This is a genomic window from Microbacterium sp. NPDC057658, from assembly GCF_042799975.1.
Taxonomy (GTDB): Bacteria; Actinomycetota; Actinomycetes; order Actinomycetales; family Microbacteriaceae; genus Microbacterium.
On the sequence record NZ_JBHVHT010000001.1, the window covers coordinates 1,423,481 to 1,445,090 of the forward strand.

General features: G+C 72.7%; 20 protein-coding genes. 9 read left to right on the forward strand and 11 right to left on the reverse strand.

The genetic code is table 11. The annotated features are described in order from the left end of the window. Positions 1-24 precede the first annotated feature (24 nt). Entirely contained in the window at positions 25-405 is a 381-nt protein-coding gene (locus ACFU8V_RS06765) for a VOC family protein (RefSeq protein WP_303708365.1), read from the forward strand. A 591-nt stretch (positions 406-996) separates the two neighbouring features. Here ACFU8V_RS06765 and ACFU8V_RS06770 read toward each other — a convergent pair. Both ACFU8V_RS06770 and ACFU8V_RS06775 read right to left on the reverse strand, forming a co-directional pair. Beyond that, positions 997-1,845, reverse strand: coding sequence for a PhzF family phenazine biosynthesis protein (locus tag ACFU8V_RS06770; protein ID WP_378869950.1), 849 nt, complete (start codon positions 1,843-1,845; stop codon positions 997-999). Positions 1,846-1,871: 26 nt separating this feature from the next. Continuing rightward, positions 1,872-3,599 carry a thiamine pyrophosphate-binding protein gene (locus ACFU8V_RS06775; protein ID WP_378869953.1) on the reverse strand — a complete coding sequence of 576 codons (1,728 nt, stop codon included), beginning with the start codon at positions 3,597-3,599 and terminating at the stop codon, positions 1,872-1,874. A gap of 160 nt (positions 3,600-3,759) precedes the next feature. Here ACFU8V_RS06775 and ACFU8V_RS06780 point away from each other — a divergent pair, with 160 nt between their 5' ends. Continuing rightward, positions 3,760-4,269 (forward strand): phosphoribosyltransferase, encoded by a 510-nt coding sequence (locus ACFU8V_RS06780; protein ID WP_060923485.1) that lies wholly within the window; start codon positions 3,760-3,762, stop codon positions 4,267-4,269. Here the strand turns inward: ACFU8V_RS06780 and ACFU8V_RS06785 are convergent, their stop codons facing one another. From ACFU8V_RS06785 to ACFU8V_RS06820, 8 genes are all read right to left on the reverse strand, one after another. Then, complete coding sequence (locus ACFU8V_RS06785; protein WP_378869956.1) at positions 4,270-5,808, reverse strand: ATP-dependent DNA ligase; 1,539 nt, start codon at positions 5,806-5,808, stop codon at positions 4,270-4,272. A gap of 67 nt (positions 5,809-5,875) precedes the next feature. Next, positions 5,876-6,646 (reverse strand): enoyl-CoA hydratase/isomerase family protein, encoded by a 771-nt coding sequence (locus tag ACFU8V_RS06790; RefSeq protein ID WP_126894578.1) that lies wholly within the window; start codon positions 6,644-6,646, stop codon positions 5,876-5,878. 9 nt (positions 6,647-6,655) lie between these two features. Then, positions 6,656-7,819: a 1,2-phenylacetyl-CoA epoxidase subunit PaaE gene (gene paaE, locus ACFU8V_RS06795; protein ID WP_249520813.1), complete on the reverse strand. Its 1,164-nt coding sequence runs from the start codon at positions 7,817-7,819 to the stop codon at positions 6,656-6,658. After that, positions 7,819-8,322 (reverse strand): 1,2-phenylacetyl-CoA epoxidase subunit PaaD, encoded by a 504-nt coding sequence (gene paaD, locus ACFU8V_RS06800; protein WP_025103827.1) that lies wholly within the window; start codon positions 8,320-8,322, stop codon positions 7,819-7,821. Before paaD ends, paaE begins: the two co-directional genes overlap by 1 nt. Continuing rightward, entirely contained in the window at positions 8,316-9,098 is a 783-nt protein-coding gene (gene paaC, locus ACFU8V_RS06805) for a 1,2-phenylacetyl-CoA epoxidase subunit PaaC (protein ID WP_378871815.1), read from the reverse strand. Before paaC ends, paaD begins: the two co-directional genes overlap by 7 nt. Positions 9,099-9,202: 104 nt before the next feature. Beyond that, the gene (gene paaB, locus ACFU8V_RS06810; protein ID WP_025103829.1) at positions 9,203-9,532 is read right to left on the reverse strand and encodes a 1,2-phenylacetyl-CoA epoxidase subunit PaaB; all 330 of its coding nucleotides are present in this window, start codon (positions 9,530-9,532) and stop codon (positions 9,203-9,205) included. Next, positions 9,532-10,527, reverse strand: coding sequence for a 1,2-phenylacetyl-CoA epoxidase subunit PaaA (gene paaA / locus ACFU8V_RS06815; protein WP_366216071.1), 996 nt, complete (start codon positions 10,525-10,527; stop codon positions 9,532-9,534). Before paaA ends, paaB begins: the two co-directional genes overlap by 1 nt. A gap of 87 nt (positions 10,528-10,614) precedes the next feature. After that, the gene (locus ACFU8V_RS06820) at positions 10,615-11,034 is read right to left on the reverse strand and encodes a pilus assembly protein CpaE (protein WP_378869963.1); all 420 of its coding nucleotides are present in this window, start codon (positions 11,032-11,034) and stop codon (positions 10,615-10,617) included. An 89-nt stretch (positions 11,035-11,123) separates the two neighbouring features. On the opposite strand from ACFU8V_RS06820, the gene ACFU8V_RS06825 reads away from it, so the two are divergent. Further along, positions 11,124-13,250 (forward strand): DEAD/DEAH box helicase, encoded by a 2,127-nt coding sequence (locus ACFU8V_RS06825; RefSeq protein ID WP_378869965.1) that lies wholly within the window; start codon positions 11,124-11,126, stop codon positions 13,248-13,250. A 31-nt stretch (positions 13,251-13,281) separates the two neighbouring features. Here the strand turns inward: ACFU8V_RS06825 and ACFU8V_RS06830 are convergent, their stop codons facing one another. Then, complete coding sequence (locus tag ACFU8V_RS06830; RefSeq protein ID WP_025103833.1) at positions 13,282-14,049, reverse strand: IclR family transcriptional regulator; 768 nt, start codon at positions 14,047-14,049, stop codon at positions 13,282-13,284. Positions 14,050-14,197: 148 nt separating this feature from the next. Here ACFU8V_RS06830 and dhaK point away from each other — a divergent pair, with 148 nt between their 5' ends. The 6 genes from dhaK to paaK all read left to right on the forward strand — a co-directional run bounded on the left by dhaK (position 14,198) and on the right by paaK (position 21,600). Beyond that, on the forward strand, positions 14,198-15,190 hold the full coding sequence (dhaK, locus tag ACFU8V_RS06835) for a dihydroxyacetone kinase subunit DhaK (RefSeq protein ID WP_025103834.1): 993 nt from the start codon (positions 14,198-14,200) through the stop codon (positions 15,188-15,190). Next, entirely contained in the window at positions 15,190-15,831 is a 642-nt protein-coding gene (gene dhaL, locus ACFU8V_RS06840; protein WP_025103835.1) for a dihydroxyacetone kinase subunit DhaL, read from the forward strand. Before dhaK ends, dhaL begins: the two co-directional genes overlap by 1 nt. Then, complete coding sequence (gene ptsP, locus ACFU8V_RS06845) at positions 15,828-18,365, forward strand: phosphoenolpyruvate--protein phosphotransferase (RefSeq protein WP_366216070.1); 2,538 nt, start codon at positions 15,828-15,830, stop codon at positions 18,363-18,365. Before dhaL ends, ptsP begins: the two co-directional genes overlap by 4 nt. Positions 18,366-18,423: 58 nt before the next feature. Further along, positions 18,424-19,722, forward strand: a complete 1,299-nt coding sequence (locus ACFU8V_RS06850) for a hypothetical protein (protein ID WP_378869970.1) — start codon at positions 18,424-18,426, stop codon at positions 19,720-19,722. A 104-nt stretch (positions 19,723-19,826) separates the two neighbouring features. Then, a complete protein-coding gene (gene paaI, locus ACFU8V_RS06855) occupies positions 19,827-20,252 on the forward strand; it encodes a hydroxyphenylacetyl-CoA thioesterase PaaI (RefSeq protein WP_025103838.1) in 426 nt (141 codons plus the stop codon). Between the two features lie 31 nt (positions 20,253-20,283). Then, entirely contained in the window at positions 20,284-21,600 is a 1,317-nt protein-coding gene (gene paaK / locus ACFU8V_RS06860; protein WP_366216127.1) for a phenylacetate--CoA ligase PaaK, read from the forward strand. The last annotated feature ends 10 nt before the right edge of the window (positions 21,601-21,610 follow it).

The following is a 21,610-nucleotide window of genomic DNA, read 5'->3' on the forward strand; positions in this document are numbered from 1 at the left end:
GGAGCCCGACAGGAGGAGTGCGTGATGGACTGGAAGATCGAACTCATCTTCGTGCCGGTCAGCGATGTCGACCGGGCGAAGGACTTCTACGTGAAGATCGGTTTCCACGCCGACCATGATCAGGTGCCGTACGAGGGCCTGCGCTTCGTGCAGATGACCCCGCCGGGATCGGCCTGCTCGATCGCCTTCGGCACGGGGCTGACCAGCGGCTTGGAGCCGGGGCAGCAGAACACCATCCAGGTGGTCGTCCCCGACGCCGACGAGGCTCTCGCCCATCTGCGGGGGCTCGGGGTGGAGGCCGAGGGCGTGGACGAGCAGGACTGGGGCCGTTTCGTGCGCTTCGACGACCCGGACGGCAACACCTGGACCCTGCAGGAGCTCCCGGACTACAGCACCCAGGGCTGACGACGGTCCCCGGGCCGGGTCTAGGGATGGGGGCGTGTCCGATTCGGATTCGTCCCGGGTCTGGTTCGGGTTCGTCCCGGGTCTGGTTCGGATTCGTCCCGGGTCTGGTTCGGTTTCGGGGGCTCGGGTCGTGTGCGGTCACAGATGCACGACCTCGGGACGGATGCACGACCGGCGACAGTGTCTGGTCGTGCAGTTGGAACGGAGTCGTGCATCTGTAGGCGGGCTCGGGGCGCGGGTCCCCGTCGGGGCGGAGATGCACGACCTGGGGACGGGGGCACGACCGGGTGACGGATGCACGACCCGGGTGACGGATGCACGACCCGCGTGACGGATGCACGACCTGGGGACGAGTGCACGACCTGGGAACGAGTGCACGACCTGGGGTGAGTCGTGGTCGTGCACCCGTCACCGGGTCGTCCTTCCGTGCGTCATGCCCATGTGTGCTGTATGTCGCGCCGGGGCGGTTGATGTCTCGTCGGCCGCGACGGATGCACGACCGGGTGACGGATGCACGACGGGGGGAGGGGGTGTGGTCGTGCGGGCGTAACCGGGTCGTGCAGGCGGTCCGGGATCAGGGACGCGCGGGGGTCAGGGGAGGCGGGTGGCTCCGCCGGAGACGACGAGGCCGCCGGAGGCCGGGATCGCGACGCGGAGTTCGCTCGGGCGACCGACGTGGGCGCCCTGACGGATGCGGACGGTGTCGCCCGGATAGCCCTGGGCGCGGAGATAGGCGCCGACCGAAGCGGCCGCGGACCCCGTCGCGGGATCTTCGGTGATGCGCCCCACGGGGAAGAGGTTGCGGGCCTGGATCTCGGCCGGATCCTCGGCGTGCAGCACCGTCACCGTGCCGTGCCAGCCCTGCGCGCGCATGAGAGTGGCGACCTCGGCGGGGGAGAAGCGGAACTGGTGGAAGAGCTCCCGGTCGGCGACGAAGACGATCGGATGCCAGTTGCCCGCGAACGCCTCACGGACCGGGAAGCGCGGGTCGACATCGGCCGGCTCCATCCCCAGCAGCGCGAGGAGGCGGTCACGCACGACGTGGTCGAGGTCGCGGACCTCCGGCTCGACACTCGTGAACGACACCGTGACCCGGCCGTCCGCGTCCGCGAAGGACTCCATCGACACGTCTCCGGCCGCGGTCGCGAACACGACCGTCCCCGGACCCTGCCGCTCGGCGAGGGCCACCGCGGTCGCGACGGTCGCATGCCCGCAGAACGGCACCTCCGCAGCCGGCGACCAGTAGCGCACGCGGAAACGGGAGCCGTCCGCCGTGGCGTTCTGCACGAACGCGGTCTCCGAGTAGCCGACCTCGGCCGCGATCCGCTGCATGTCCGCCTCGTCGAGCCCGTCCGCGTCGAAGACGACCCCGGCGGGGTTGCCGCCGTCCGGCGTCGCGGCGAAGGCGCTGTAGCGCAGGACCTCAGGAGCATCCGTCATTCCGGGAGCCTATCGGCCCGCACAGGTCAGGAGTTCACGCGGATGATCTCCTGCTGGTACGGCGCGATCACGTCGCCGGAGATCCGGAGGTCGAGGACGAGGAAGCGTCGGGTCGCCGGGTCCTCCTCGGCCCACGCGGCGAGGCGATCCAGGTCGTCCAGCGTCCGCACGACGACACCCTCCGCACCGACCGCCGCCCCGAACGCGGCGAAGTCGACCTCGGGGATGCGCATCGGACCCTCGGCCAGGCCCTTCAGCCCGTAGAGGTTGACTTCGGCCCCGTACGCGGCGTCATTCCAGACCACGGCCATGCCGCGTCCGCCCGCCGCCCGGACGGCCGATTCGAGGTCGGCGATCGCCATGAGCCCGCCGCCGTCGCCCGAGGTGAGCACGATGGTCGCGTCCCGACGGGCGAGGGCCGCGCCCACCACGCTGGGCCAGCCCTGTCCGATCGACTGGAACGCGGTGCCGATCATCATCATCCGGTCGGGCGCGGCGACCGGCCAGTACATGTTCGCCCAGCCGATGAAGTGCCCGCCATCCGACACCACGACGCGGTCGTCGGGGAGGAGCTCGGCGATCCGGCGCGCGGCGGAACGCGGGTCGAGGCGGCCGTCCGGCGCGAGCTCGTCTCCCGGCTCGTACGCGCGGGCCGCGGCGACATCGACCGTCTCCCGCCACGGGCGGGCGGGCACAACTGCGGAGTCCGCGCCCGACACGCCGCCGGAGTCGGGGGCCGCCCCGGCGAGTCCGACGGCATCTCCGAAGTCGTGCCCGGAGGAGAGGCGGGCGACGAGGGCCTCGGCGGCGAGACGGGCATCGGCGCGCACGAAGCCGCCGACGTGGGCGTGCGTGGCGGCCGGAGCGGTGTCGATCTGGTACACCCGGGTGCCCGGGGCGAACAGGTCGCCGAAGCGCATCGTGAACTGGTTCAGGCTCGCGCCGAAGACCACCGCGACGTCCGCGGTCCGCACGAGCTCCATCGCCCCCTCGGCGCCGAAGCCGCCCGTCACGCCGAGGTCGTACCGGGCGTCCGGGAAGATGCCGCGGCCGAGGGCGGAGGAGGCGGTGAGGGCCCCGGTCTGCGCGGCGAGGGCGCCGAGAGCCTCGCCCGCGCCGGCTAGCCACGCCCCGCGCCCGGCGAGGAGGAACGGACGCTCGGCGTCGCGCAGGGCGGCGGCGATCTCATCCAGCATGCCCTCGGCGAAGTCCCCGCGCGGGGCGAGCGGCGCGGGGAGCCGGGGAGCCGGCGCCGTCGGCACCGCGCCGGCCTCGAGGGCGGCCACGTCATAGGGGATGGCGAGCACGACGGGCACGCGATAGGTGAGGGCGTGCTCGACGGCGATGACGGTGGTCGCAGCGGCATCCGTCCGCCCGACGGTGTAGGTGCGGGCGCCGACGGCCGAGGCCAGAGCGATCTGGTCCACGTCCCACGGCCGCGGCCCCGAGGTGGGCTCGTCACCGACGACGAGGACGAGCGGCACGTGCGCCTGCACGGCCTCGGCCAGCGCCGTGATCGTGTTCGTGAAGCCGGCGCCGTAGGTGGAGGTGCCCGCGGCGATGCGGCCGGAGGCGCGGAAGTGCGCGTCGGCGGCGACGACCGCGCCCTGCTCGTGACGGACGGCGGTGAAGGTGGCGTCGGTCTGCGTCTCGAGGGCGTCGAGGAAGTAGGCGTTGCCGTTGCCCATGACGCCGAAGACGGCATCGACGTGCTGGGCGAGGGTGAGGGCGACGTGCGCGGAGACGGAGGGCATGGAGAAGCCTTTCGAGACAGGGACGGAGAAGGGGGATCCGTATGTGTCTCGCCCTCGCGGCGATGCGAGGTGCTTCGTGCCTCTTTTTCAGGCACCGGCGGGGCCGGACCTGCTCAGTCTAGCGGCGGCCCGGACGGAGCGGATGCGCGAGAATGGACCGATGACGGATGCATCGATCGAGCGCGAGACGCTCACCTGGGACGGCTTCGGCGCGGCGACGCGCGATCTGGCGCGGAACATCATCGCGACGGGCTTCGAGCCGGAGGTCGTGGTGGCCATCGCGCGCGGCGGCCTGCTCCCGGCCGGCGCCATCGCGTACGGGCTCGGCGTGAAGAACTGCGGCGCCATCAACGTCGAGTTCTACACCGGCATCGGCACCGTGCTGGACGCCCCGGAGGTGCTGCCACCCGAGCTCGACATGGCCTACCTCGACGGCCGCCGCGTGCTGCTCGTGGACGATGTCGCCGACTCCGGTCGCACGCTGGCGCTCGCGGTGCAGCTGCTGCAGGAGAAGGGCGCCGACGTGCGCTCGGTCACGATCTACACCAAGCCCTCGACGATCATCCAGCCGGACTTCGCGTGGAAGGACACCGACCTCTGGATCGACTTCCCCTGGTCGTTCCGCGGTACCGTGCGTCAGGAGGACGAGGGACTGCCGCCCACGGCCTGATCAGGAGTCGTCCGCGGCACCGCGCCGCAGGGCCAGGAGGGTCTGGATCGTGTCGGCCTCCGCAGCGGTCTTGTCCGGGCGGTAGCCCTTGACCCGGGCGAAGCGGAGGGCGAGGCCGCCGGGGTAGCGCGGGGACCGCTGAACGCCGTCGATCGCGATCTCGACCACGAGCTCCGGCCGGAGGAACACCGTCGACGCGGAGCGATGGGACTCGTGCGCCGGGAACTCGTCGGTCTGCCACTGCAGCAGCGCGTCGGTGAGGCCCTTGAACGTCTTGCCCACCATCACGAAGCCGCCGGGGTCGCCGAAGTCGCCATCCGGGTCCCGTGCGCCGAGGTGCAGGTTCGACAGCCATCCGTGCCGTCGCCCCGACCCCCACTCGGCGCCCAGCACGACGAGGTCGAACGTGAGGACCGGTTTCACCTTGACCCAGGACTTGCCGCGGCGACCGGCGGCATACGGCGCATCCACGGCCTTCACCAGCACGCCTTCATGGCCGGCCGCCAGGGCTTCACGGGACAGGCGCTCGGCCTCCTCCGCGCTGTCCGTCACGATGCCGGGCATGCGCCACTCGCCGGCGACCTCGGCCAGGACCTCCTGACGCACTGACAGCGGCTCGTCCAGCAGGTCGCGGCCGTCCACGTGCAGGACGTCGAAGAACCAGGGCCGCAGGGCGAGCTCGCGCGCGGCATCCGCACCGAACCGGGACATCGTCTCCTGGAACGGCCGGGGACCGCCGTCCTCGTCGAGCGCCAGGGTCTCGCCGTCGAGGATGACCTCCTGCGCGGGAAGGCCGCGGACGACCTCGACGATCTCGGGCAGGCGGTGGGTGACGTCGGCGAGGCTCCGCGTGTAGATGCCGACCTCATCGCCGCGGCGGTGCACCTGGATGCGCGCGCCGTCGAGCTTGTACTCGACCGAGGCGCGTCCGGTGATCTCGAGGGCGGCCGTGGGCGTCGGCGCCGTGGCCGCGAGCATCGGGAGCACGGGGCGACCCACCCGGAGCCCGACCTCGTCGAGCGCTCCCTCGGCACCGGTGAGCGCGAGGAGCGCCGTCTCGCCGAGGTCGCCGGAGAGCATGGCGGCTCGTCGCACGGTCGCGGCCGGAGCCTCGGCGGCACGGGCGATCGCGTCGAGCAGCACGCCGCCCAGCGCCCCGGTGCGGAGCTCCCCGAGCATGGCCCTGATCAGGAAGTCCCATTCGGGAGCCGTCGCGCGGGCGGCGAGATCGTGCAGGAGCGCGCTGCGGACACCGGCCGATCCGGAGCCGGACGTGTGCGCGAGGGTGTCGAAGGCGTGGTCGACCTCCGCGATGGTCAGGGTCGAGGTCGCGCTGTGCTCGATCGCGAGAGCGGTCAGTCCCCGCCAGCCCACGCCGAGGCGACCCTGGCGGGGCGTGGCGAGGAGCAGCCCCACGAGAGGGGCGATGTCGTCGACGTCGGCCCCGCGGAGCAGCGCGGCGATCGCCTCGATCTTGGCCAGACGGGACGAGGTCGCGGCGACCTGGTCGGTGGTGGTGACGAGCTCCGAGAGCAGCATGCGGGCATCCTCCCACCGGGGTCGGACACCGCACGAGACGGTTGACAGCGACGACCGGGCCGTGGCGTCAGCGCCCGCGGAACTCCGGTTTCCGCTTCTCCTGGAACGCGGCGAAGCCCTCGCGGTAGTCCTCGGTGTCGCACAGGGCGGCCTGCGCCGCGTTCTCGACGTCGATGGACTCCCACAGGGTGAGGCGTTCGTCGCGGATGCGGGCGACGAGCTCCTTGCTCGCCCGGAAGGCGGCCGTGGCGCCGTGGGCGGCCTTCCCCGCAGCGGCCGTCGCAGCGGCGAGCACCTCGTCGTCCGGGAAAACCTGGGAGAAGAGCCCCGAGCGCACGGCTTCCGTGCCGCTCATGAGTCGGCCCGTGTAGATGAGGTCGAGGGTCTTGTGCGGGCCGAGCCGGTCGAGGAACAGCGCGTGCCCGCCGGAGTCCAGGGTCGCGCCGAGCGCTGCGAACGGCGAGCCGATCTTCGCCGATTCCGCGACGTACACGACATCCGTCGCGATGAGCAGGCCGAGTCCCACGCCCAGACAGGCGCCGTGGGCGACGGCGAACGTCGGCGCGGGGAAGCGGGACATCCGCTGCAGCAGCGGTGTCACCCGCCCGCCGAGGTAGCCGAGCACGTCGTCGTCGCGCGGATCGACGGCGGAGATGTCCCGCCCGGCGCAGAACGCCCGCCCTTCACCGCGGAGCAGCAGCGCGCGCACCCCGGCGGCCTCGGCATCCCGGTACGCGGCGTCGAGCTCCGCGAGGGCGGCCTCGTCCAGGGCGTTGAGCTTCGCGGGGGCGTCGAGCACCACGGTGGCGACGTCGTCGGTGATGGCGAGATCGATCATCAGGACTCCTCAGACGTCGTAGTCCACGACCACGCGGTCGCTGGTGGGATGGGACTGGCAGGTGAGCACGTAGCCGCGCTCCAGCTCGTCGGGCTCCAGGGCGTAGTTCTCGGTCATCGTGACGCTGCCCTCGATCACGCGCGCGCGGCAGGTGCCGCAGACGCCACCCGCGCACGCGAACGGCGCGTCCGGCCGCACCCGCAGTGCGGCGTTCAGCACCGACTCGCGCGCCGCGACCGGGCTCTCCACCGTCGAGGACACGCCGTCGAGGTTCACCTCGATCCGCACCGTCTTCTCGCCCGAGCGCACCGTGACCGGCCGGGCGGCCCGCACCGGCTCGTCGCCGGTCGTGAACAGCTCGAAGCGCACGTGCTCGCGGGGCACGCCCACGTCGGCCAGCACCTCCCGGCAGAGGTCGACGAGCGCGAGCGGTCCGCACAGGAACCACTCGTCCACGTCGGCCGGGTCGATCAGCGCGTCGAGGATCGTCCGCAGCTTGGGCTCGTCGATGCGGCCCGAGAGCACCGGCGCGGTTCGCTGCTCGCGGGACAGCACGTGGTGCAGCGTGAGCCTCGTCGGGTAGCGGTCCTTGAGGTCGGCGAGGTCTTCCAGGAACATCACGTCCAGCGTCGAGCGGTTCGTGTAGAGGAGCGTGAACCGCGAGGTCTGCGACCGGGAGAGCACGGTGTGCGCGAGAGCCATCAGCGGCGTGATCCCGGAGCCGGCCGCGATGCCGACGACGTGCTTCTCGTCCAGGTCGTCGAGGCCGGAGGTGAACGTGCCCTGGGGGCTCATGACGTCGATGCGGAAGCCCGGGTGCAGGCCGGTCTGGGCCCACGTGGAGAACGTCCCGCCCTCGTCGCGCTTCACGGCGACGCTCAGACGGGTCGGCATGCCGTCGGTGCGGTGCTCGGGCGCCCGGCACAGCGAGTAGGAACGCCGCACCTCCACGCCGTCCAGCATCGTCCGCAGCGCCACGTACTGCCCGGGGAGGTGGTCGTAGTCGTCGGCGAGCTCCGCGGGCACCGTGAAGGTCACCTCGACGGAGTCCTCGGTGAGCGGGCGGACGTCCTCGACCTCGAGCGTGTGGAACCGGGCACGGGTGCGCGCCCGGGCGGGGGAGGCGGGAGAGGGCGCCGGCGTCGTCGCCGGGGCCGGGGAGAACAGCGACATCAGTGCACCTTGAAGTGATCGAAGGGTTCCAGGCAGGCCCGGCACTCGTACAGCGCCTTGCACGAGGTCGAGCCGAAGCGGGAGACCTCCCGGGTGTCGAGCGAGCCGCAGCGGGGGCAGCGCACGCTGAGGGCGAGCCGGATCGGACCGGCGGGTACGGCCGCGCGGCCGCTGGGCGGCGCGATCCCGTACTCGCGGAGCTTCTGCTTCCCGGCGTCGCTCATCCAGTCGGTGGTCCACGCGGGCGAGAGCACAAGCCGCACCTCGACGTCGGCGAACCCGGCGGCCGTGAGCGCGAGGACCACATCGTCGCGGATCGTGTCCATGGCCGGGCACCCGCTGTAGGTCGGCGTGATGTCGACGACCACGCGCTCGCCGCGGAGCTCGACCGCTCGCAGCACGCCGAGGTCCTCGATCGTGAGCACCGGCACCTCCGGGTCCGGCACGGCGGCGGCGATCCGCCAGGCCTGGGCCTCCGCGTCGGCGGCGGTCCGGGTCACCATGACGCCCCCGGGTGTCGTCGCGCCAGGACCTGCATCTCGGCGAGGAGGTGGCCGAAGGGGGTCGCGTGCGCGCCGTTCCGGCCGCCCGCCGACGACCCCGGAACCTCCGGCACCGTGAGCTCGGCCTCGGCGAACACGGTGGCGATGACCGCGTCGAACGGAGCGCGGAGGGTCGACGGGCGCACGGCGACGTCGCCGAGCCGGTCGATCAGCGGCTCGTCGCGGAACAGCTCGTCGACGTACGGCCACACATCCGCGAGGGCGCGGATCATCCGCCGCCGGGACTCCTCCGTGCCGCCCGCCAGGCGCAGCACCCACTGCACGGCGTGGTCGCGGTGGTAGTCGACCTCCTTGAGCGCCTTCGCCGCGATCGCGGCGAAGGTGGGCTCGGAGCTCGCGCGGAGGGCGGTGTACAGCTCCACGAGGTAGACCGAGGCGACGAGCTGGCGCGCGATGGTCTGCGCGAAGTCGCCGTTCGGCTGCTCCATGATCCAGGCGCTGCGGAACTCCGGCTCGTCGCGGAAGTACGCGAGGTCGTCCTCGGACCGGCCGTCCCACGTGCCCGCGAAGTGCAGGAAGGAGCGCGCGTGGCCGAGCAGGTCGAGGGCGATGTTGCCGAGCGCCACGTCCTCCTCGAGCTCGGGGGCCCGGGAGATCCAGGCGCCGAGCTGCTGCGACAGGATGAGGGCGTCATCGCCGAGCCACAGGGCGTACTCGGCGATGTCGGCGCTCGCCGCGGTCGTGCCGGCGCCCGCGAGCTCCTCGCTGAGCCGCAGCTCGTCGACGCTGACGTCGCCGTGCGCCTCCCCGTGGACGTCGCCGAGTCCCTCAGCGGAGCTGGGTCCCTGAGCAGGGCTGGGGCCCTGAGCCTGTCGAAGGGTCACAGGTGCGGCACCCCCTCGGAGGCGGTGTAGTACACCGCGTGCCGGTAGTTCTTGCCGGCGGGGCTCTCGAAGTACGCCCCCTTGGCGTCGGGGTCGCTCGTGGTGATCGCCTCGGCGGGGACCGCCCAGATCGACACGCCCTCGCCCCGGCGGGTGTAGAGGTCGCGCGCGTTGCGGATGGCCATGTCGGCGTCGGGGGCGTGCAGCGAGCCGACGTGCACGTGGCTGAGCCCGCGGTTCGCCCGCACGAAGATCTCCCACAGGGGCCAGACCTCCCGGCCCTGGGTCCCCGAGCTCGTCGAAGGGTCGGCTCCGGGGGTCGCCATCACGCCACCGCCCCTTCGACGCGCTCCCGGCTCAGACGGGAGTGCTGCTTGCGGGCGTACTCCGCGGCGGCCTCCCGCACCCACGCGCCCTCCTCGTGCGCCGTGCGGCGGCGCTCCAGACGCTCGGCGTTGCAGGGGCCGTTGCCGCGCAGCACCCGGAAGAACTCGTCCCAGTCGATCTCGCCCATCTCGTAGCGACCGGTCTCCTCGTGGAACCGCAGGTCGGGGTCGGGGAGGGTGACGCCGAGGATCTCGGCCTGCGGCACGAGCATGCCGACGAACCGCTGACGCAGCTCGTCGTTGGAGAAGCGCTTGATCTTCCACGCCATCGACTGGGCGGAGTTGGGGGACTGGTCGTCGGGCGGCCCGAACATCGCCAGGCTCGGCCAGTACCAGCGGTCCACCGCGTCCTGTGCCATCTGCCGCTGCTCGTCGGTGCCGCGCATGAGCGAGAGCAGGATCTCGAACCCCTGGCGCTGGTGGAACGACTCCTCCTTGCAGATGCGCACCATCGCGCGCCCGTAGGGGCCGTAGGAGGCGCGGCACAGCGGCACCTGGTTGCAGATCGCGGCGCCGTCGACGAGCCAGCCGATCGCGCCCATGTCGGCCCAGGTCGGGGTGGGGTAGTTGAAGATCGACGAGTACTTCGCCTTGCCGGAGATGAGCTGCTCCATCATCTCGTCGCGGGTGATGCCGAGCGTCTGCGCGGCGGAGTAGAGGTAGAGCCCGTGCCCGGCCTCGTCCTGCACCTTCGCCATGAGGATCGCCTTGCGCTTGAGGCTCGGGGCGCGGGTGATCCAGTTGCCCTCGGGCTGCATGCCGATGATCTCGGAGTGCGCGTGCTGGGAGATCTGCCGGATGAGGGTCTTGCGATAGGCCTCGGGCATCCAGTCGCGCGGCTCGATGCGCTGCTCGTTCGCGATCAGCTCGTCGAACAGGCGTTCCTCGTCGGAGGTCTCGCCGTCCACGAGGGACAGGTCTGCGGGACTGGTCATCGTCGACTCCTCGGGCTCCGGTCCTTCTTTACTGACCGATCGTTAGGTAATTCTGACACACGCGACGGCCCGATTCAACAGGGCGTGTCAGCGGGAGCGCGAGATCAGCGCCAGCAGCGCGCGGCCGTAGGCCTCCGCCGGGTCCGGGTGCTCGAACAGCAGGGGAGCGCCGCCGAGCTCGATCTCGACGCGGAACGTGTCGGGGAGGCGGGTGAGGGCACGGAACGTCCCGCGGAGCAGGTCGCGCAGCTGGTCCTCGCGCGGCAGCCACACCGCATCGGCGAGGGTCACGGCGTCGAGCGCCCACTCCGTCGTGCCGTTGAAGGCGAGGTCCGTGCCGGCCGGCGTCTGCCGCGCCTCGATGGTCATCGCGCTCACCGTGAAGACGTCGGCCTCGGCCTCCAGCTCCACCTCGCCCGGCAGATCGAGCTGGAACCGGTCACCCTCCGCGGGCTTCCAGTTCAGGCCGGCATCGCGGAGCGCGACGGCGAGTTCGCGTGTGATCATTCCTCCACGCTACGGCCTTCCCACCGGTCATCCACCGAGAGCGGGCGGCGGGCGGAGTCCTGTCCGAGGTCTGCGGCAGAGTGGAGGACATGACCTCTCCGACCGCCGTTCCCCTCCGCGAGGCCGCCCGCGCCGCCCTCGGCGAACTCGTCGGCCGTCCCGACGTCGACTTCCACGACGGCCAGTTCGAGGCGATCGAGGCGCTGGTGGAGGGGCGTCGCCGCGCGCTCGTGGTGCAGCGCACCGGGTGGGGGAAGTCGGCGGTGTACTTCGTCGCGACCCTGCTCCGCCGCAGGCAGGGAGCCGGCCCGACCGTGCTCGTCTCCCCGCTCCTGGCGCTCATGCGCGACCAGATCGCCGCGGCCGAGCGCGCGGGCGTGCGCGCCGTGGCGATCAACTCGACGAACGCCCACGAGTGGGCCGAGGTGCAGGAGCGGCTCGCCGGAGACGACGTCGACGTGCTGCTCGTCTCGCCGGAGCGGCTGAACAACCCGGCCTTCCGCGAGGAGCAGCTGCCCGCGCTGGTGGCGCGGCTCGGCATGCTCGTCGTCGACGAGGCGCACTGCATCAGCGACTGGGGGCACGACTTCCGTCCGGACTACCGCCGACTGCGCGACCTCATCGCGCAGATGCCCGCCGACGTGCCGGTGCTGGCGACGACCGCGACGGCGAACTCCCGCGTGGTGGCCGACGTGGCTGAGCAGCTCGGGGCGCTGCCGGGTGGCGCGGGCGGAGCGGAGGCGGTGCCCGTGCTCACGATCCGGGGGCCGCTCGCCCGTACCTCGCTGCGGCTCGGGGTGCTCCGCCTCAGGGACTCGGCGAGCCGTCTGGCCTGGCTGCTCAGCCACCTCGACGATCTCCCCGGCAGCGGGATCATCTACACGCTGACCGTGGCGGCGGCGGTCGACACCGCGCGGTTCCTGCGCGACCACGGCCATGACGTGCGCGCCTACACGGGGCAGACCGACCCCGAGGAGCGTGCGGAGTCGGAGGGCTTGCTCAAGCGCAACGAGGTGAAGGCCCTCGTCGCGACCAGTGCCCTCGGCATGGGATTCGACAAGCCGGACCTCGGGTTCGTCGTCCACCTCGGCGCGCCGTCCTCACCCGTGGCGTACTACCAGCAGGTGGGACGAGCGGGGCGTGCCAGCGAGAGCGCCGACGTGCTCCTGCTCCCCGGTGTCGAAGACCGCGAGATCTGGCACTACTTCGCGACCGCGTCGATGCCCGATCGGGAGCGTGCGGAACGGGTGATCGCGGCGCTCGGCGACAGCCCGATCTCGACGCCGGCGCTGGAGGCCCTCGTCGACATCCGCCGCACGCCCCTCGAGCTGCTGCTGAAGGTGCTCGACGTGGATGGTGCCGTGCGCCGGGTGCAGGGTGGGTGGGTCGCGACGGGACAGCCGTGGACGTACGACGCCGAACGCTACGAGCGCATCGCCGCCGAGCGGGTGGCGGAGCAGGAGCACATGCTCGAGTACGAGCGCACGGACGGCTGCCGGATGGCCTTCCTGCAGCGGGCCCTCGACGACGACACCGCGGCCCCGTGCGGCCGGTGCGACAACTGCGCGGGCGTGTGGTTCCCGGCGGAGGTCGCGCAGACGGCGAGCGCACAGGCGGCCGCCTCCCTCGACCGGGTGGGCGTGCCGGTCGAGCCGCGTCGCGCGTGGCCGACAGGGGCCGACCGCCTCGACGTGCCGGTGCGCGGCCGCATCCCCGCGGGAGAGCAGGCCGACGAAGGGCGTGCCCTCGCCCGGCTCACCGACCTCGGCTGGGGCGGCACGCTGCGCGAGATCTTCGCGGCAGGTGCCCCGGACGCGCCGATCAGCCCGGCGCTGCTGCAGGCCTGCGTGCGCGTGCTCGCGGGGTGGGGCTGGGCGGAGCGGCCGGTGGCTGTTGTCGCGATGCCGTCGCGGTCGCATCCGCAGCTCGTCGACTCCCTCGCCCGCGGGCTGTCCGAGATCGGGCGGCTGCCGTACCTCGGCGCGCTGGAGTGGCGCGGCGGAGGGCCTTCGGGGCAGGCGGGCGGGAACAGCGTGTTCCGGCTCGCGGGGGTGTGGGACCGCTTCGACGCGGCGCATCTCGAGGTCCCCGCCGGCCCGGTGCTGCTCGTCGACGACCTCATCGACAGTCGCTGGACCCTGACGGTCGCGGCGCGCACGGTGCGACAGGCCGGGGCCACGGCCGTGCTGCCGTTCGCACTCGCCCTGCGCGGCTGACCGCCGGGATCGAGGGTGGACGCGCCCGCCGTCAGTCCTCGGCGGGGGCCACGGGCGGTGGCCAGGACGTCGCGCCGAGTTCGCGGGAGATGTTCCGTGCCGTCTCGCGGAGCGCGTGCACGACGGCGTCGGATGCCGGTGCCTCCGCGGTCGGCAGCACGACGGCCACCGCGGCGACGATCGTGTTCGAGGCGTCGGCGATCGGTGCCGCGAGGGACGACTCGCCGAGGACGGCCTCATCACTCTCCGCCGCCGTCCCGCGCTCCGCGATCCCCGGCAGCTCGAGGGTCAGTCGGGCTACGTCGGTGACCGTGTCGCCGGTGAGACTGCGCAGGGGCTCGGCGAACACGCTCTGCTGGAAGCCCTGGTCGTACGCGAGGAGCACCTTCCCCATCGCGGAGGCGTGCGCGGGGACCGCCATCCCCGTCTCCAGCATCTGCGGGCTGTCGTCGGGGCGGAGGTTGTGGTGGATCACGAGGACGTCCGTGAGGTGCGGGGCGCCGAGGCGCACGGACATCCCCGTGCGTCGCGCCAACTCCTGCGTCCAGCGCATCGCCCGCGCCCGCACGTCCAGGGTGTCGAGGTACACGTTGCTCAGTCGCAGCAGGGTGGGGCCGAGCATGTACCGCTGTCCGCCGCGCTCCTTCGCGACGAGGCCGTGCGCGCGCAGCGACTTCACGAGGCCGTGCACGGTCGACGGCGGCAGGCTCAGGGCCGCAGAGAGGTCCGTGATGCCGAGGTGGCGGGCGCCCTGGAGCAGGTCGAGGATCTTCGCCGCGCGATCGATCGCCTGGATCATGCGCGTCCTCCTTCCGGTCGTCGTCGAGCCGGGTCTCCGGTCGCCGGATCGATCTTGACAACCCGGCAGGCTCCGAGCATATTCGACATTGACGAATTCCTTTCGGATTTTCGCTCGAGACTCACGCCGCATCAAAGGAGATCGCAGGATGAAGAAGCTCATCAACGCCCCGGAGGACGTCCTCGTCGAGTCCCTGAAGGGCGTCGCCGCCGCACACCCCGAACTCTCGGTCGACCTGGAGAACCACGTCATCACCCGGGCGACACCGAAGGCTCAGGGCAAGGTGGCCGTCGTCTCCGGCGGCGGATCCGGCCATGAGCCCCTGCACGGCGGCTACGTCGGCACCGGCATGCTCGACGCGGCCGTCGCCGGCGAGGTCTTCACCTCGCCCACCCCCGACCGCGTGCAGGTCGCCACCCAGGCGGTCGACCGCGGCGCCGGCGTGCTGCACATCGTCAAGAACTACACCGGCGACGTGCTGAACTTCGAGATGGCCGCCGAGCTCGCCGCCATGGAAGGGATCGAGGTGGGCACGGTCGTCGTGGACGACGACGTGGCCGTGCAGGACTCGCTCTACACCGCGGGGCGCCGAGGCGTCGGCCTCACGGTCCTGCTGGAGAAGCTCGTGGGGGCCGCTGCGGAGGAGGGCCGCGACCTCGCGGCCGTGGTCGACCTCGCGAAGCGCATCAACGGTCAGGGGCGCTCCATGGGCATGGCCCTCACCAGCTGTACGGTCCCCGCCGCGGGCAAGCCCACCTTCGACCTCCCCGACGACCAGATGGAGATCGGCATCGGCATCCACGGCGAGCCGGGACGCCACCGTGAGCCGCTCGCCCCCGCGTCGGAGATCGCGCGGCAGCTCGTCGAGCCGATCCTGGGCGACCTCGACGCCACCGGGCCTGCGATCGTGATGCTCAACGGCATGGGGGCCACGCCCCTGATCGAGCTCTACCTCATGTACGGCGAGGTCGCGTCGATCCTGGAGAGGTCCGGAGTGCAGATCGCGCGCAACCTGGTCGGCAACTACATCACGTCCCTCGACATGGCCGGGTGCTCCGTCACGGTGCTCAAGGCCGACGACGAGCTGCTGCGGCTGTGGGACGCCCCGGTGATCACCCCCGGCCTGCGGTGGGGCGCGTGATGGCGGCCGTCGGCACCGACGCCCTCGTCGACTGGATCTCCCGGTACCGGGAAGCCGTCACGGCGCAGCGGGACTGGCTCACGGAACTGGACTCCGCCATCGGGGACGCCGATCACGGCGCGAACATGGCGCGGGGCTTCTCGGCGGTCGGGGAGAAGCTCGCGGCGACGACGCCCGCGACGATCGACGAGCTGCTCAAGACCGTCGGCATGACCCTGGTGAGCTCGGTGGGCGGCGCGAGCGGGCCCCTCTACGGCACGTTCTTCCTGCGCATGGGGATGTCCGCCGGTGCGGTCACGTCGCTCGACGGACCGGCGCTCGCCGTCGCGCTCCGGGCGGGCCTCGAGGGCATCGTCGCGCGGGGCAAGCCCGAGGCGGGCGACAAGACGATGTTCGACGCCATGGCGCCCGCGGTGGACGCCTTCGACTCCGCCCTCGCCGGAGGAGCCGATGCCGCGGCTGCCGCCAGGGCGGCGGCGGATGCCGCGGCCGCCGGCCGCGACGCCACGGTGCCGCTCGTCGCCCGGAAGGGCAGGGCGAGCTACCTCGGTGAACGCAGCGCGGGCCACCTCGACCCCGGAGCCGCCTCGACCGCGCTCCTGTTCGAGGCGCTCGCGGCGGCCCTCGCGGACGCCGGATGATCGGGATCGTCGCCGTCTCCCACAGCGCCCGGCTCGGGGAGGCGGCGCTCGAACTCGCCCTGCAGATGGTGCCGGGCGGCGGCGCGCGGGTCCGCGTGGCGGCCGGGGCCGGCGTGGACGCGGACGGCGCGCCCATCCTCGGGACGGACGCCGTCGCGGTGTCGGCGGCGATCGATGAACTCGCCGCCGAGGTCGACGGCGTGCTCGTGCTCATGGACCTCGGGTCGGCCGTGCTGAGCGCCGAGCTCGCGCTGGAGCTGCGCAGCAGCGACGTGCCGGTGCGGCTCGCGCCCGCGCCGTTCGTCGAGGGGCTCCTCGCCGCGGTGGTGGCCGCGGCGGCCGGGGGCGACCTCGATGCGGTCGCCGCTGAAGCCGCGTCGGCGTTGGCCGCGAAGACCGGTCAGCTCGGCCCGACGGACGATGCGACGGCGGAGGACATCGTGACGTCGCCCGCGGAGCGCGCTCCTGACGGGTCGGAGCCGGCCGGGGAGACGGTGTCCCGTCGGGTGCGGGTGCGCAATCCTCTCGGCATCCATGCCCGCCCCGCCGCACTGATCGCGGAAGCGGCGGCGGGCGCGGACGTGCGTCTGCGGCGGTTGCCGGACGGCCCGGAGGCCGCGGCCGGGAGCCTGACCCGGTTGCTCGCACTCGGCGCGCGGCAGGGGACCGAGTTCGAGCTCACGGGTCGGGGAGCGGATGCCGAGGCGGCGATCGACCGCCTGGTCTCGCTCTTCCAGGGAGGATTCGGCGAGGGCGTCGAGACGGACGAGGGCGCCACCGGCGGCCCCGGAACCGCACCCGCGCTCGGCACAGCCGGGGACGACCAGACGGGAGCCCGGGCCGACCACGAACCGGCGCCGACGCCGGAGATCGTCTCCGGATCCGTGCTGCAGGGCCGCGGCGTCAGCCCGGGACGGGTGGCCGCGAGGGCGGTGTCCCTCGCACCGGCACTCCCGGAACCGGATGCCGAGACCGTCGTCCCGCCGGAGGGTCGGGAGGCCGAGGTCTCCACGATCGAGTGGGCGGCGGTCGCCGTCGCCGATCAGCTGCGTTCGCGCGCCGAACGGGCCCGCGGAGAGGCGCGGGCGATCCTGGACGCGTCCCGGCTCCTCGCCTCGGACCCGGAGCTCGTCGCGGAAGCCACCGCCCTCGTGCGCGCTCAGGGCCGCACGGCGGCGCGGGCAGTCTGGGAGACGTCCGCGGCACACGAGGCGGCGCTCGCAGCGCTCGGCGGGAGGATGGCGGAGCGCGCCGCCGACATCCGTGACGTCCGGGACCGCATGATCGCCGAGATCCTCCGGGTGGACATGCCCGGGGTCCCCGAGCGCGATGAGCCGTTCGTGCTCGTCGCGACCGACCTCGCACCCGCCGACACGGCAGCGCTGGACGGCGGGAGCTGCGTCGCTCTCGTGACCGCGGACGGCGGGCCCACGTCGCACACGGCGATCATCGCGCGGGCACTGGGACTTCCCGCCGTGGTCGGGGTGCCAGGGGCGACCGGCATCCCCGAGGGGGCCATGCTCCTCATCGACGGGGATCGCGGCACGGTCCACGTCGACCCGGACGAGGCGGAGATCGCCGAGGCCCGGGCCGCGGCCGTCGTGGTGACCTTCGACGGGCGGGGTCGTCTCGCCGACGGGACCCGCGTGCCGCTCCTGGCCAACGTCGGGGGCGCCGCGGATGCCGGGAGCGCGGCCGCGGCGCACGCCGAGGGGGTCGGACTCTTCCGCACCGAGTTCTGCTTCCTCGACCGGACAGCGGCGCCGAGCATCGAGGAGCAGGTCGAGGCGTACCGCGGGGTGCTGCGCGCATTCCCCGGGCGGAAGGTCGTCGTGCGCACGCTGGATGCGGGGAGCGACAAGCCGTTGCCGTTCGCGAACGACGACGACGAGGAGAACCCCGCGCTCGGTGTGCGGGGCCTGCGCCTCTCCCGTCGCCGGCCCGCACTCCTCGACGATCAGCTCCGCGCGCTGGCCAGGGCCGCCGATGCGGAATCCGCCGAGGTGGAGGTCATGGCCCCGATGGTCGCCACGGTCGACGAGGCCGCGGACTTCGCGGCGCGGTGCCGTGCCGCGGGGCTGGACAGAGCGGGGATCATGATTGAGACCCCGGCGGCGGCGCTGCTGGCCGCCGAGCTGTTCGAGGTCGTGGACTTCGTGAGTCTCGGGACCAACGATCTCGCGCAGTACACCCTCGCCGCGGACCGGCTGTCCAGTGCGCTCGCCGATCTCAACGATCCCTGGCAGCCGGCGGTCCTGCGGCTCATCGGGACGGTCGGGGCGGCGGGACGCGCGGCGGGCAAGGCCGTCGGCATCTGCGGGGAGGCGGCCGGTGACCCGGCACTCGCCCCCGTGCTGGTCGGGCTCGGAGCGACCTCGCTGTCGATGACGCCGCGCGCCCTCGGGCGGGTGGCGGCCGCGCTCGATGCCGTGGACGCCGATGCCTGCCGGCGGGCGGCCGAGGGCGCGAGCGGCGCGAGAACCGCGGCGGACGCGCGGCGGGCGGCCGCCGGCGTCCTGAGTCCCGGATCCTGACCGCTATCCTTCCCTCAGGGGCGCGCATCGGTGCGCACGAGACCACTCGGAGGGGTTCATGACGGCTGCGGTGCCCGGGGGGCGGAAGAGGCGCGGCGCGGCGTTCCTCGCGGCGGCGACGGCAGCGGCGCTGATCGCCGTGCCCGGATGCGCGGCGACCCCGGAGGCGACGACCACGACCGCCTCTCCGGTGACGGAGACGCCGACGCCGGAGCCGTACGACGGCCCGCTCCTGTTCGTGGGGGACGGCCTCGACGCCTTCGCGCTCACGCCGGCCGAGGTCGCCGACCTGCTTCCGTCCGCGCCGCCGGCGGGTGAGGTCGACGACATTCTGCTGCAGTACGCGGACGGGGGCGGCCCGGACTTCACCCCGTCCGTGTGCGGGATGCTGATCATGGAGACCTCGATGTTCAGCATCGGGGCGCGCACGGTGCCCTGGGCGGACGCCGAGGACACGCAGAACAGCGGCAAGCAGGAGATCCTCCAGTTCGCGTCGGAGGACGTGGCGGCCGAGCGCATGGATCTGCTCGCCTCGACCGTCGACCGCTGCGCGCAGTTCGACGCTCGGGGTGAAGGCACCTTCAACGCGGTCGCCGTGCCCGATGAGGAGGGCGTGCGGGCTTTCGCCGGCACGATGACCATGAACTCCGGCGGAAACCCCTGGCGCGTGCACCACGCCTTCGCCGCCGTCGGCAACGTCGTCGTGCACCTGCGGCAGCCGGCGCTCGACGGCTCCGCGTTCGACGCCGAGCGCGCGGCTCTGCTCCTCCGGGATCGGGCGGTCGAGGCGGAAGCCGCTCTCGTCGAGGAGCTCACGGACGACCCGCCGGTCGCCGAGACCCCGGCGCCCGCCGACCCCGCCGCTCCGTGGAGCGACTGGGAGATGACGACGACGGGTGTGGGCCCCCTCGTGCTGGGCACCTCGCGCGAGGAGGCGGTGGCGGCGATCCCGGGGGCCACCGTGGAGGAGTTCGACTGGTCCGACCGGCAGGTGCGCGTCGTGAGCGCCGACGGGACGTCCCGCCTCGTGCTGCACTTCGCCGAGCAGGGGGATGCGCTGGCGGCGGTCACCGCCGGCATCGCGAACATCCAGGGCGACGTCGAGCCGGACGGCGCCGCGCTGCCCGCCGCCGAGGGAGTCCGGATCGGCGCTCCGCTGACGGAGGCGGTCGCGGCCTTCCCGGAGGGCACGTTCCTCCGCGTGGTCTCGTCCGGCGAGTACTTCTACGAATGGTCCACGCGGGAGGGAGGCACGATCCGCTTCCGCGCGGATCGCGACTTCTCCGACCCGGCGGCGGTGATCACCGGCGTCACCGTGGAGGACGCGACGCTGCGGACGCCGTTCCGGATCGAGTGACCCCACCCGCGTCCCCGACACCCTTGCGTTACTGACCGATCGTTCAGTTAGTATGGGCGGACGGGACGCGGTCGTCCCGTCCCAGCGCGACGAGGAGGTCGGCGATGACGGAGGCGACGGATACGGCGGAGGCCGTGCGGCCGAACCGGGCCATGATGGAACGCGACCGGGCCTCGGCGATGCTCGGGCTCGTGGTCGAACGCGACGACCCGGGGCACGCGGTCGTGTCGATGCGCGTCCGTGAGGACATGACCAACGGCTTCCAGATCACCCACGGCGGGCTCGTGTTCGCGCTCGCCGACACCGCCTTCGCGATCGCCTGCAACGAAGACGACCGGGTGACGGTGGCCGCCGGTGCCGACATCTCGTTCCTCAAGCCCACCGTCGCGGGGCAGACGCTCACCGCGACGGCCGTCCGCCGCACCCGCACCGGTCGCTCCGGCCTCTACGACGTGACGGTCGTGGACGAGCAGGGCGACGCGGTCGCCGAGTTCCGCGGCCGCTCCCGCACCACCTCCCAGACCTTCTGATCCGCCGTTCCGAGGAGTCCCCGTGTCGACGATGACCGCCCCCGCCTCCGCCCTCCGCCCGCCGACGACCGACGAGCTCGACCCCGAGGAGCGGATGAGCCGCGCCGAGATCGAGCGCCTGCAGCTCGAGCGCCTCCGGTGGACCGTGCAGCACGCCTATCGCAACGTTCCGCTCTACACGCGGAAGTTCGACGAGGCGGGCGTGCATCCCGACGACATCCGCACGCTCGACGACGTGCACCGGCTGCCCTTCACCACTAAGGACGACCTGCGCGAGACGTACCCGTTCGGGATGTTCGCGGTGCCGATGGCCGACGTCGCCCGCATCCACGCGTCCAGCGGCACCACGGGCCGCCCAACCGTCGTCGGCTACACGCGCGGCGACCTCGACCGCTGGGGGACGCTGGTGGCCCGGTCGCTCCGCGCCAGCGGCATCCGGCGCGGCATGAAGGTGCACAACGCCTACGGGTACGGCCTGTTCACGGGTGGGCTCGGGGCGCATGCCGGCATCGAAGCCCTGGGCGCCACCGTGATCCCGATGTCGGGCGGACAGACCGCCCGGCAGGTGCAGCTCATCCGCGACTTCGAGCCGGACGCGATCCTGTGCACCCCGAGCTACCTCCTCACGATCGCCGACGCGATGGCCGCGCAGGGCATCGACCCGCGGTCCACCTCGCTCCAGGTCGCGGTGCTCGGCGCGGAGCCCTGGACCAACGAGATGCGGCACGAGCTGGAGCAGCGGCTCGGCATCGACGCCCTCGACATCTTCGGGCTCAGCGAGGTGATGGGGCCGGGCGTCGGCAACGAGTGCCTCGAGACCAAGGACGGCCCGCATCTGTGGGAGGACCACTTCCTGCCCGAGGTGATCGACGGCGACTCCCTGCAGGCGCTGCCGGACGGCGAACGGGGCGAGCTCGTCTTCACCTCGCTCACCAAGGAGGCGTTCCCCGTCATCCGCTACCGCACGCGCGACATCACCCGCCTGCTCCCCGGCACGGCGCGTCCGGGTATGCGGCGGATGGAGAAGGTCACCGGGCGCAACGACGACATGATCATCCTGCGCGGCGTCAACCTCTTCCCGACGCAGATCGAGGAGCTGGTGCTCGGGATCGAGCAGCTCACGCCGCACTTCATCCTGGAGCTGACGAAGGAGGGCCGGATGGACGCCCTCACCGTCCGTATCGAGCGGCACCCCGACCTGTCCGTGGAGACGTGCGAGGCGGCGGCGCAGGTGCTGGTGCAGCGCATCAAGGTGTTCATCGGCTCGACGGTCGCTGTCCGGCTGGAGGAGCCGGGGGCGCTGCCGCGCAGCGAGGGCAAGTACAAGCGCGTCTACGACCTGCGCTGACACGCGGGGG